At 47.6% G+C, this 12,540-nt stretch carries 11 protein-coding genes; 2 read left to right on the top strand and 9 right to left on the bottom strand.

All coding sequences use genetic code 11. The annotated features are described in order from the left end of the window. Positions 1–4: 4 nt before the first annotated feature. The 5 genes from AC4PM4_RS07030 to AC4PM4_RS07010 form a co-directional block, all read right to left on the bottom strand. On the bottom strand, positions 5–1,369 hold the full coding sequence (locus AC4PM4_RS07030; protein WP_063565940.1) for an ABC transporter permease: 1,365 nt from the start codon (positions 1,367–1,369) through the stop codon (positions 5–7). Further along, positions 1,366–2,070, bottom strand: a complete 705-nt coding sequence (locus AC4PM4_RS07025; RefSeq protein WP_063565941.1) for an ABC transporter ATP-binding protein — start codon at positions 2,068–2,070, stop codon at positions 1,366–1,368. Before AC4PM4_RS07025 ends, AC4PM4_RS07030 begins: the two co-directional genes overlap by 4 nt. Before the next feature lie 234 nt (positions 2,071–2,304). After that, a complete protein-coding gene (locus AC4PM4_RS07020; protein WP_491613197.1) occupies positions 2,305–3,462 on the bottom strand; it encodes a hypothetical protein in 1,158 nt (385 codons plus the stop codon). Beyond that, positions 3,459–4,922: a sensor histidine kinase gene (locus AC4PM4_RS07015; protein WP_491613195.1), complete on the bottom strand. Its 1,464-nt coding sequence runs from the start codon at positions 4,920–4,922 to the stop codon at positions 3,459–3,461. The genes AC4PM4_RS07020 and AC4PM4_RS07015 overlap by 4 nt, the downstream gene beginning before the upstream one ends. Beyond that, complete coding sequence (locus AC4PM4_RS07010) at positions 4,919–5,632, bottom strand: response regulator transcription factor (protein WP_024628875.1); 714 nt, start codon at positions 5,630–5,632, stop codon at positions 4,919–4,921. The genes AC4PM4_RS07015 and AC4PM4_RS07010 overlap by 4 nt, the downstream gene beginning before the upstream one ends. A gap of 206 nt (positions 5,633–5,838) precedes the next feature. Here AC4PM4_RS07010 and AC4PM4_RS07005 point away from each other — a divergent pair, with 206 nt between their 5' ends. After that, complete coding sequence (locus AC4PM4_RS07005) at positions 5,839–6,315, top strand: RNA polymerase sigma factor (protein WP_491613194.1); 477 nt, start codon at positions 5,839–5,841, stop codon at positions 6,313–6,315. 206 nt (positions 6,316–6,521) lie between these two features. Beyond that, the gene (locus AC4PM4_RS07000) at positions 6,522–9,332 is read left to right on the top strand and encodes a chitinase N-terminal domain-containing protein (protein ID WP_481853018.1); all 2,811 of its coding nucleotides are present in this window, start codon (positions 6,522–6,524) and stop codon (positions 9,330–9,332) included. Positions 9,333–9,425: 93 nt separating this feature from the next. Here the strand turns inward: AC4PM4_RS07000 and AC4PM4_RS06995 are convergent, their stop codons facing one another. The 4 genes from AC4PM4_RS06995 to phnC all read right to left on the bottom strand — a co-directional run bounded on the left by AC4PM4_RS06995 (position 9,426) and on the right by phnC (position 12,540). Then, the gene (locus AC4PM4_RS06995) at positions 9,426–9,839 is read right to left on the bottom strand and encodes a hypothetical protein (RefSeq protein ID WP_063565945.1); all 414 of its coding nucleotides are present in this window, start codon (positions 9,837–9,839) and stop codon (positions 9,426–9,428) included. 237 nt (positions 9,840–10,076) lie between these two features. Next, positions 10,077–10,883 carry a phosphonate ABC transporter, permease protein PhnE gene (gene phnE, locus AC4PM4_RS06990; RefSeq protein WP_063565946.1) on the bottom strand — a complete coding sequence of 269 codons (807 nt, stop codon included), beginning with the start codon at positions 10,881–10,883 and terminating at the stop codon, positions 10,077–10,079. Next, positions 10,880–11,743: a phosphonate ABC transporter, permease protein PhnE gene (gene phnE / locus AC4PM4_RS06985; RefSeq protein WP_079695054.1), complete on the bottom strand. Its 864-nt coding sequence runs from the start codon at positions 11,741–11,743 to the stop codon at positions 10,880–10,882. Before phnE (AC4PM4_RS06985) ends, phnE (AC4PM4_RS06990) begins: the two co-directional genes overlap by 4 nt. Continuing rightward, positions 11,740–12,540, bottom strand: coding sequence for a phosphonate ABC transporter ATP-binding protein (gene phnC / locus AC4PM4_RS06980; protein ID WP_063565947.1), 801 nt, complete (start codon positions 12,538–12,540; stop codon positions 11,740–11,742). Before phnC ends, phnE (AC4PM4_RS06985) begins: the two co-directional genes overlap by 4 nt.

Below are 12,540 nucleotides of genomic sequence, written 5' to 3'. Positions count from 1 at the left end.
ATATTTATGCCGATTTAATTACCTGCAACGCATTTGTACGCGAGGCGCTAATCGCCGGATAGATTCCCGAGAGTACTCCGGTCAACACCGCAAACGCTATACCAGCAGGCAGGGCCGACGTCTCAATAACTACTTGGAGAGGTGTGCTTGCCTCCATCGAGATTTGTCCTTGGAGTAGTCCATTTACCCCCTGAATGGCTCCGTAAGCGATGAAGACACCAACAATGCCGCCCAACACTCCAAGTACAGCAGCTTCAGTAATGAACATCTGCCTGATCTGCCACAGATTGGCTCCCAGCACCTTCATGACGCCAATCTGTTTGCGGCGCTGATGTGTGGACATGATCATCGCAACGATAATGGATAGAGAAGCTAGCAGCATAACGAATATCCCTATGCCCATAGCGGCCTTCTGGTACATGCCAAGCTGTTCCTTCATCGCCTGCTCCTGATACAGATTGCTGTCTGTCATCAGCGTCAGCTTCTGAATCTGCTCCTGCACCTGTGCCACATACTTCTTGTCCTCTACCTTCACGAGCGCCGAGTTCAACCGTCCTGCTGCCGCGGCCTGTGCCTGACTGCTCTGGAACTGTTCAGCGAGCATTCGGGCGGTTTCGAGGGAAACATAGACCTTTTTGTCATACATGGCATTGTTCTCACTCATGCCGCCAGGCACCTTCAGTACACCCGTCACTCGCAAAGGGGAGCTTGTTTTGGCTTTGGACAAATCATTCATGTCCTGATATTTCAGGTTAAACTGTGCCTGAAACAGCTCGGTTTGGGTAGACATCAACGCCATGTATTGCTGTAGAAACTCGTCATTAAACGAATCCTCCATGAGCTTGTTGTTCAGTTCGCGGATCACCTCGGCGTCCACAAGTCCGAAGGTTGCACCGTAATTCACAATAGCGGCTCCGCTGATCCCCGATGCCCCGCCTTTGTCAAAACGGTAGCCGAAACGGCTCAATGATCCAAGCTCTGTACCGATAACTTCCACATTGGAGCTTTTGCCATCCAATGTAGCCATCTCCAGCATATCCAGCTTCAGCATCGGAGCAACGGCGACGACATGCGGAAGGCTGGAAATAATATCGATTTTCCGAGCCGTCAGCGCTCCTCGTTCGAAGGTGGACGTCTGCCCATTGCTTCCGCCCGAACCGATTCCCTCATTGGGGGATACTGTAATCTCATCCATTTTGTAATTCTCGTTTAACGTTTTCTCACCATAGACCTGTACCGACTGCCCCACGCTTAACGCGATAATCATGGCCGCACAGCCGATGGACAGGCCAATCATGCACAGAAGAGTAACCACCTTTCTGCGCACAATCTGTCCCCATGACATTCGCAACACATCCAGAACTCTCACAACCGCTCTCCTTGCTCTACTGCCTTGGACTGGCCGCTCTCCACCAAGCATCCGTCCTGCAATGTAATGACAACCTGCATCTGCTCCGCCACTTCAGCCTCATGCGTGACAATAACGAATGTTGTATGCATCTCCCGATTCAGCTGTTGCAAAATGGAAATAATCTCTTCCTCCGTTCGGGTATCCAGGTTCCCGGTAGGCTCGTCCGCGAATATGACGGACGGCTCCGTAATCAGTGAACGCGCAATGCTGACGCGCTGCTGCTGCCCTCCTGATAGCTGGGAAGGGAATAATTCGGACTTGCCGACAAGGCCAACCTGTTCCAGCAGGTGCATCGCCTTTTGCTTACGCCGTGATGGGCGAATGCCCTGAAATACGAGCGGCAGCTCCACATTTTCCCGAATTGTCAGGTTCGCCAGCAGCTCATACGCCTGAAAAATAAAGCCAATATGTGTCCGGCGGAATTCCGCCAGTCGGTTCTCACTCATACGCACAATATCCTGATCTGCAATAAGGATCTTGCCTGTGTCCGGCTTCATCAGACCTGCCATCAGATGCAATAACGTCGATTTGCCTGAACCGGAGCTTCCCAGCAGTGCAACCATCTCACCCTTACCCACGGATATGTTAATGTCCTGCAATACGGGAACAATCCCTTGTGCATTGCGGAACGTGTGTGATACCTGTTCAACTCGCAGCATGAATCCGGCTTCCTCTCATCGATGTAATAGAGGTAATTATAGCCATCAGATGTATCGGTCCAATCTGGACTTGTATCCAATTTGTAAAATCAGCCTTTAGCTGCATTGGATTGAAAGGCCTTCTTTGGATTTATGCAACATGTTCAAATCACAAAAAGACCCTATGGGTTCAGTCCTTAACATAGCGACTTCATTCCATAGGGCCTAATTTCTGAGCATTCCATATTCACATCTTTACCAAGCTCGGAAGCTAAACCGATATAACTCGCTTTTTTCCATAGAGCTCCCGACAACAAAGAGATTGCTGTCATTCCATTTCAACTTGATAAAGTAATCAATATTCCGGTAGATAACCGTATCGGACCCCAGCTTCCGGTCATTCAGATAGGCAATGTGCACCTCATTCTTCTGTCCTTCGAGTGTCAAAAAATAGGCAATGCGGGACTCCTCCTCATCCAGATCGAAGCTCCAGATGGGCCCTTTGACCAGCAGCTCAAACTTCTTGGTATCCGCTCGATATCTGTACAATCCCTGTTCGTTGTTGATCATGCCCTGAATCAGCATGTCCCCATTCTTCAAAACCTTAAACTGCTGTATATCCTGGGCAGGGGTGTATGCAGTGATATCATTTTTGTCGTTCAGAGAGAAGCTATAGACCGCGTAATTTTCTTTCAGTTTAACCAGCACATACACCCGTGATAAATCCCGGCTAATCTCATATGAATCCAGCATAATCAGGGTATCATCCGGACTGGAAATGTTGCTCGTCTGTGCGACCTTGGCAACTAACTCATCATAACTGTACAATTCATGTTTCTTTCCTGACTTTAGCTCCACCATGTTGAACACCAGGTCATCATATCCGATGTAGGATTCATTACCTACAAAGACACGTGAATAGGAGTTGTCATTCTTCAGCTTATGATGTTCTCCTGTTTTCAAGTCATATTCATAGGTTGTCTTCTGCGCCTGACTCGATCGGTATTGGGAGTAAATCAGCTTGCTCTGATCCGGACTTAAGGTAATGCCATACTCTGTATTCGTGGCGATGTCCTTCAAGATGTTATCATCCATATGCAGCTGCGACAGCTTGATCCCGGTATAGGAACGATCCGGCCGATTCAATATGACCGTGTTGGGATCAGCTACCTCAAAATCATAAATGGCAAAGTCATTGGGCAGCTTGGTAGCCGACTCAATCTGAATGGTGCTGCTTGGCGGTGGGGCGAGGCGGCTGTTGAACTGTTTATCCGGCAGAATGACGGTCCTGGGCTTCCCATGTCCAATGCTGAACAGACTACCAATGCCAAAGATACCTCCGACAAATACAATCAGCAAACCGGATAACATAAGCATATCGCGATATCTGCTCCAAAATCCTCGTTTCTTCATACGTCCGATTCTCCAGGCAGACTGATATTCACCTGTGTTCCCTTGCCTAATATACTCTTCATCTCCACCGTTCCCCCATGCTGCTCCACCGTGTTTTTCACAATTGACAAGCCCAGCCCAGCGCTTCCCTTCTCTGTCCTGTTCATCCCGTTATCCCGGTAAAAGGGTTCAAATACATGCTTCAGCGCTTCCTCCGGAATGCCTTCTCCTTCATCACGAATCAGTATGGCTACCGAATCCCCCAGCCGAAACGATTGGACCTGAATGATGGAATTCACATTCCCGTATTTGACCGAGTTATCCAGCACATTCAAAAAAACTTCCTTGAGCTTATTCCAGTCCCCCTGGACATACAGCAATTCTTCCAGCTCATAGCGAATGCCAATATTGTACTTGCCCGCCTTGATGGACATGTCTTCGCAGGCTTCCCGAATAATATTCGATACATTCACCCGCTCAAAACGGAAGGTCTGAATCGGTGTGGACGATACGGTCACTTCAAGGATATCCGCAACCATGACGTTGAGGCGTTGGCTCTCGTTGATAATATATTTCAACCCTTTATCGAAGAATGCTTGATCCGTAAATCCATTATCCCGTAGAATCTGGGCATACCCCAGTATCGTGGTCAGTGGTGTCTTTAATTCATGCGTCACATTGTCAAAAAAAACCTTGTTGCGTGCTTGTAAATGCTTGACCTCATCCCGTTCTCTCTCAATCACGTCAATCTGCTCCTTTACCCGAGCAATCATGACGGTAAAGCTGGAAGCCAGCTCTCCAATCTCATCCTTCGTTGAGATGTGGATGTCTGCATTCAGGCTGCCTTGTGCAACTTCGGCTGAACGTTTTGTCAGCACACGAATCGGCTTCGTAATCTGGCGTGAAATAAAGACAGATCCAATGAAAACAAACACAAAAATGACGGCTGCAAAGCCCTTGATGGTGTTCTGAAATCGCAGATGCCGTTTGAACAGATCCGTATAATCCCTTTCCAGCTGGATAATGCCAAGGATGCTCCCCTCCGACAGCACAGGAAAGGACAGATTCCCTGTTACTCTGCCTTTGTCCACCACGGTTGTATAGGCGATCTTTGATTTCATGGCAGCCTGTAGATCAGAGGTTTGAGCAGCAGCCAGCTTCGCCTCCGCACCCACGTTGCTAAACGGAGTGCCATCAGACCGATAGACTATGACCTTGCCGCCTACTGCGGAGCCGATCTGTTCTGCGAGGTCCCGATTCCCTGTTCCCAGGGAGTCCTCACTAATCCGTTTATTATGAATCAGGAAGTATTGATTGAGCGCGATATCCAGATTTTTTTTGGATTGCACCATGTCCTCCTGCACTTCCCTGTACATGTTCTCCTCACCCACTTTATTCGAAATAATGAGCAAGGCCGAAAAACCAATAAATACGATGACCGAGAAAAGAACGACCATTTTGAACTGGATCGTCCACTTCATGTATGCACCTGAATATTCAGTTTGTAACCCACGCCGAAGACCGTCTCAATAAGTGAAATCCCCTGCTCCCCGCTATCCAGCTTCTTGCGGATACGCTGAATATGAATGTCTACCGTCCGGGTATCTCCGGGAAAATCAAATCCCCACACTTTATCCAGCAACTCGGACCTTGTATGTACTTTGCGGTGATGGTTGACCAAATATAAGAGCAGATCATACTCCTTATTGGTCAGTCCGGCGCGTTCCCCATCTTTCCAGACTTCACGCTCATCCTTGCGGATCTCAATGTGTCTACCAAGCCGTACCACTTCATAGGACTGATTCTCCAGCGTCTCGCTGATTAGATCAATCCGGCGGAAAATGGCCCGAATGCGCACAACTACCTCACGAATGTCGAATGGCTTGGTAATATAATCGTCCGCCCCCAGCTCCATGCCGAGCACCTTGTCCAGCATATCGGACTTCGCCGTAATCATAATTACGGGAATCTTCGAATTCACGGAAAGTTGTCTGCATACATCGAACCCGCTCATGTCCGGCAGCATCAGGTCGAGCAGGATCAAGTCTGGTCTGGACTCCCTGAGCAGATCCAAGCCCTCTCTGCCTGTTGCTGCTTCAGTCATCTCAAATCCTTCCTTACGCAACGAATAGGATAGGATGTCGCGAATGGACTCTTCGTCTTCAATAATCAAAATCTGTTTCGGTCTCATGATGAATCTTAATCTCCCTGCTCTATGAATTTCATCTGCCTTATATTCTGTATCTCTGCTCTTGGATTGAACAGAGGTTCACCGGAAATGTTACAACTCGGATACAAGTCTGGCGTCTTTGGAAACATCATCCCGATATACTTGGAACACAGAGAACAAACCAGACCGGACAAAGCCAGATCGGTATCCAAAGGGGAAAACATCACGTGAACAAAACAACCATTCATGATGCTTATGTAAACTATAAATCAGAAGTGACACGGTATCTATCTCAGATCGTCAAAAATCAACAGGATGCAGAGGATCTCACGCAGGAGTGTTTCATTCGAATGATGAATGTATCGGCAGACATTCCGGAAGAACGACTTCTCTACTACCTCAAAAGAATTGCCCGTAACCTCGCCATGGATACATTCCGCAAGCGGACCCGTACACTGAAGCGGGACAGTAAGTTGGAGATGCAGACGTATCACTGTGATACATCCGAATTGGAGATCTCTGAAGGTGTTAACGAACTTGTGTCGATCATTAACAATACAGAGCATCGCAAAATTCTTGAATTACGCGTGATTCACGGGTACAGCATCAAGGAAACCGCACAACTCGTTAACCGTAGTGAAGGCATGATCAAATCCTCGGTATTCCATGCCGTCAATCGCATTCGGGCCAAAGTCATCTCATAAGAGATGGCTTTTTTTCATGAGCAGAAATGACGTGAAATCAACATCTGATGTTAGAAAGTATCAAAATTTGTTAGATGGAGCATGACAAAGGACTCATTTTTACAAAAGTCGAGTTCGTTTTTACAAATTGTTATGACTATGTGAGATTTTGGTGTGTTAGAATATGGACGAACTCATGTTTCAACTAATATTTGGGAGGGATTTGGTTGGGTAAATTGACACGTATGCGAGGAGTATGGGTAAAATCACTCCTGGCATTGTCCATGGCATTGCCGCTTCAGATTGGATTGTGGAATGGAGATGCATCGGTTCAGGCCGAATGGGCGACAGACCCTGCACCGTTCATTCAGGCAAAGGTTGTTAACGGTAATGCAGGCAAGAAAGTATTGTTCGACAATACTCATGCACAGACAGCTGGAGCAGCTGACTGGGTCATTGACGGAGGCTTCTCAGACTTCGGCAATGCACTCGCGAATGATGGATATTATGTAAAGGAACTGCGCAAGACGACTCCTTTTACCTATGACGATCTGAAAGAATATAACGTGTTTGTCATTGCTGAACCCAATGTTCCCTTCAAAACGACAGAACAGGCAGCCTTGAAAGAGTATGTAGAAAAAGGCGGCAGCATCTTCTTCATTGGAGATCACTACAATGCTGACCGTAACAAAAACCGCTGGGACGGTTCTGAAGCGATTAACGGCTATCGTCGTGGCGCATTCGAAGACCCAGCCAAAGGCATGAGCACAGAGGAGCGTAACTCTGAGGCTATGCAAAATGTAACTAGCAGCGACTGGCTGTCCGATAATTTCGGAGTACGCTTCCGTTACAACGCATTAGGCGATATTAACGCTACTAACATTGTGCCTGCTGGACAGGCATTTGGCATTACAGAAGGTGTATCTGCTGTAGCCATGCACGCAGGGTCCACTCTTGCGATCACTGATCCAACAAAGGCTAAAGGTATTGTATACCTGCCGAAAACGAATGACGCTTGGCCGAACGCTGTTGACCAGGGCGTATACAATGGCGGTGGAGTTGAGGAAGGTCCTTACGTAGCCGTTTCCAAGCTGGGTGCAGGTAAAGCAGCATTTATCGGCGATTCCTCTCCGGTTGAAGATGCTTCACCGAAGTATCTTCGCGAAGAGACTGGCGCTCGCAAAACAACGTATGACGGCTTCAAAGAAGTTGATGACGGCAAATTGCTGGTCAATACCGTTAACTGGCTTGCTAATCAAGAAAATTACACTAGCTTGACTCAAGTGAACGGACTTCAACTGGATAATGCAACAGCATTGCTTCCGTTCGAACAACCTGCTGCTTCCACAGAACCACAGGCTGAACCTTGGGCTGCACCAGCTGCAGGATACAAGTGGTATGATCGTTCCACGTTCAAAGCAGGTTCTTATGGTGGACCAGCTTCAAGCGCGAACGCTTCCTACAGCATCGTGAAGCAGGAAACCCTGCCTAATGCGGAGGATTTCCAGATCCGTGTGGTTGTAGAGAACATGCCTGCTAACACAACCGTTTCCGGTTACAGTGCAGGAATTTACCTGACTGGCGGAACACAGGTCGCCATGATTCAGAATGAAGGTGGTACATGGCCGACTTCGTACGGTTATAGCTCCAACTTTAGCGTAACTTCCGACAGCAAAGGTCGCGCAATCAAAGACCTGAATGTCCGCATTAAATCAGGTACAACGGGCGCTGCCAGCCTGCGTCTGCGTCTGAACGGCAGCAACCTGATCACGACTGCAGTTACCGTCGGCAATGTTCCGGCTGAGCAGCTTCCGGAAGAAGAAGGACCAATCCCGGCAACGATCAGCATTGCTGATGCACGCACCAAAGCAGCTGGTTCAACGGTTACAGTTGAGGGTGTAGTTACTACAGAGCCAGGTGCTTTTGGTGGACAATCCTTCTATCTTCAAGACACCACCGGTGGCCTTTATGTTTTCCAAAGTACTGCCGGCTTCCACGCTGGAGATGTGGTTAAAGTAACCGCAGCAACGGCGCTATACAACAGTGAATTTGAGCTTACGGATATCGTAGCGATCGAGAAAACGGGTACAGCCTCCATCCCTGCTGCCATTGAAGTGCCAGCAGTTACGGCTGCAAACCAGGGTCAACTCGTTCAATTGAAAGAAGTAACTGTTCAGAACATCATCAGTGCAACACCGGTAGGTTCGTTTGAATTCGATGCAGTTGCAGCGGACGGAACAAGCACGCATGTACGTGTGGATACACGCACAGGTGTAACGCAAACGACCTTCCCTTATGCAGCAGGCGATAAAATCAGCGTGACAGGTGTTGCCGCTATTTTCAAAGATGTATTTCAACTGAAGCCTAGAAGCTTGAACGATTTCGTAGCCGTTGAAGAAGGCGGCGAAGAAGGACCTTCGACGCCAGCTGTTGGCGCACCAGGTAAACCAGCGCTTACATCCAACAATGGTTACAGCAACGGTCTCTCTGAAGGGTCTTATACCGTTACTATGAACCTCTGGTGGGGTGACAATGGCACAAGCTATAAGCTGTATGAAGATGGCGTGCTGATTGACACACAAAAGCTGACAGACGCTACACCAGCGGCGCAATCGGCCCAAACAACGATCAATGGTAAAGCTAACGGTACTTATACCTACGTAGCTGAGCTGTCGAACTCCAAGGGTACAACTCGCAGTGAAGTACTCACGGTGCAAGTTGCGAATGCTGCCCCTGGCAAAGCAGTTCTCTCCCAAGACAATTGGGATGGGGACGGCAACTACAAAGTGACGATGAATCTGTGGTGGGGAACAAACGCATCAGAATACCGTCTCTATGAGAATGGTCAACTGATCGATACCAAAGCACTGAACGCAGTAACACCTAATGCACAAAGCGCTGTGACAGATGTATCCGGTCACGCGAATGGAACGTACACGTATCGTGCTGAGCTGATCAATGCAGCGGGTGTGACAAGCACTGAAACGATTACGGTACAAGTAACGAAATCCGCTGTATCTTTGCCAGCAGCAAGCTAAGTCTCAATAAGGAATGCCTAACGTTTAACCAAGCATTGAAAAACCGAAGCAAGTTTGCCGGGACTCCAGGCACTCGCTTCGGTTTTTTTTGGGTTATTTTTCTGATAAGATCAGTTTCTCTTCAAAATTGTTACCATTCATATCTGTCCACTCAATGACAATAGTTTGGTCTTCATTCCTACTAACCATTGAACCTTTTGTACTCGTTATAGGGAACTCTATAGATTTCGAAGTTAAATCGCTCTCCTTTCTAATTATTCTTCCTTCATTAATGTTAATTTTATATTCTTTAATATCTTCCAAATTATCTTTTTTATAAAATATAGTATATTCTCCATTTTCCGCTCTTTCATTTGTTACTGTCGTATCTAGCTCGCCTCTCCAATGTTCACTCTCTCCCATGAGATTAATTCTTGTTTGCATTTTGGAACAACCAGTGAGAGACATCGCGACTATTAAAATAAGTATAGATATAGACACCCATAATACATTATTGTTTTTTCTCACAATTTACCTCCATTACTAAATTTATAACTATACAGTATCATAGTATGAGTCTACTTCTAAAACAGTAATTTCATATAGGCTCAACATTTTGCTGATATTAACTTCCTATAAAATACAAAAAGCAGCACCTGCTATTGCATGGGCTGCTCTTCCGATAGATCAACAATGGATTGAAACATATCCATCATGTTCTTTATTTTATTCGTCTTTATTAGCAAACAATCTTACCCTTTCTTCCTATACAAGCTTCTTGCGAATGTATCCAGAGATCAGATCAATGATCGTGATCATCACGATAATCCCCAGCAAGATAATCCCTACTCGCGGCCAGTTCCGAGTACTGAGTGCAAAGATCAGCGGTGTACCGATCCCTCCTGCCCCGATAACCCCCAGAATGGTTGCGGAACGCACATTAATCTCGAACCGATACAACGTGTAGTTAAGGAATCCGGGCAAAACCTGTGGCAGTACAGCAAACCACAACTGCTGCATACGAGTCGCCCCAGAAGCGAGCAACGCTTCAGAAGGACCATAATCAATATTTTCCACTTCGTCAGCGAACAGTTTACCAAGCATCCCGATGGAATGCAGCCCAAGGGCGAGTACACCCGCGAAGGAACCCGGACCCACCGCCTTGATGAACAGCAAAGCCATAATAATCTCCGGGAACGTACGGATAAAGCTGAGCACCATTTTGCCCGTACCCGATACAGGACGGAAGCTGCTCATATTTCGGGCAGACCAGAACGCAAACGGGATACACAGTACAGCGGAAATGACGGTACCCAGCACCGAGATTGCCAGCGTATCCAGCAATCCTCGCAGCAAATCTTCACCCTCAGGCAGATAAACAAAGTCCCAATCCGGGGAGAAAATCCCGGCGACAATTGCCTTCATGATCTGACCAGCCGTTTCCTTCAAACCGGTAAACGGTACACCGGCAAGTGCCCAAGCGTACACAAGTATAAGCAAGATTACAATGACCCAGCGAAGCGGGTTCTTCCGTGGTTTGCGCCGGATTACGCTTGTTTCATTTTTCATCATAACAATTTCTCCCGCAGCTTAGTACTTACATAATCAATGATCAGAACAATGACAAGGGTAAACAGAATGATTACACTCGTTTTGTCATATTCCAGGAATCCAAGTGTTGCTTCATAATACAGTCCGATGCCCCCAGCTCCAACCAATCCGAGAATTGCAGCGGCACGTACATTAATCTCAAAGGCATACAGTACATAGGAAGTAAACTGGGCGGCCAGTTGTGGCACCACGCCATAAACAATCAGTTGAATCCGGTTCATGCCGACAGCTGTCATCGCTTCGAGCGGTCCCTGATCAATCGTTTCCAGCGTTTCGTAGGTCAGCTTGGCAATCAGTCCCACCGAGAAGACAGCGAGTGCCAATATACCAGGAATCGGTCCCAGTCCAAACACAGCAACAAACAGCGCCGCAAGTAGCAGGTCAGGCACGGTACGGATCAGGTTCAGTACAAAGCGGGCTGGATAGTAGATCCAACGGCTAGGCATTAAGTTGCCTGCACAGATAATCGAGACCGGAATTGCGATGATCGCACCGATCGTTGTACCGATCAGAGCCATACGGATCGTCTCCAGCATGCCCTGAACGATGTTGTCAAAGTAAGTCCACCGCGGCGGGAACATCTCACGCAGCAGATCCAGCATGTTGGGTAAACCTTCAAACAGCTCACTGAAGCTGGCATCGGTCTGTCTGGCACTTGCCCACAAAAGCAGCAGAATGATCACTAGCGTGAGCAGATGTTTGGTACGCCCTGGTGGTTTGGGACGGTGGACAGCCGAGCCTGAACCTGTTCCAGGACGCTTTCCCTTTCCTGATTCGTTCTGCAATGATCCATCTATCGATACGTTTACGGGTTGCTTCATACCAGAACTTCTCCCCGCTGTTCCTGTACAGCCTGTTTATCCAGCAGCTCGTCTGCCAGAATAGGTCTGCCATAAATTTCTGCAAAACGCTCATCCGTTGCTTCGGATACCGGACCATCAAACACCACTTCGCCAGCACGCAATCCAACAATACGGGTCGCATACTCTCTGGCTAGGTCAATAAAGTGAAGGTTCACGATCGTTGTAATGCCAAGATCCTGGTTGATGCGTTTCAGATCATCCATTACCTGCTTCGTTGTTAGTGGATCGAGTGAAGCGACAGGCTCGTCTGCCAGAATGATTTTGGCTTCCTGTGCAAGTACTCGCGCTATGGCCACACGTTGCTGTTGCCCACCGGACAGCTGATCAGCACGGGAATAGGCTTTTTCTGCGATATTTACCCGTTCCAGTGCTCCAAATGCGAGTTCTGTATCTTCTTTGGGAAAACGGCCCAGAATGGTACGCATCGTGGAATGATATCCCACGCGTCCAGCAAGCACGTTACGAAGCACACTGGAACGTTTCACAAGATTGAAACTCTGAAAGATCATACCGATATCCCGGCGAATCATGCGAAGTGACTTGCCATGAGCTTTCGTGATCGACTTGCCATTGATCAAAATCTCACCGTCACTGATATCATGAAGTCGGTTAATGGAACGCAAAAGCGTCGATTTTCCCGCACCAGACAAACCAACTACGGCAATGAATTCCCCTTGTTTAAATTTCAGATTAATATTATTCAGGCCCTTGGTGCCGTTAGCATATGTTTTCGTTACGTTGTGAAGCTCAATCAT

The sequence above is a fragment of the Paenibacillus sp. MDV22-iso6 genome (assembly GCF_058408365.1).
This window is presented reverse-complemented; position numbering and strand designations above follow the sequence as displayed.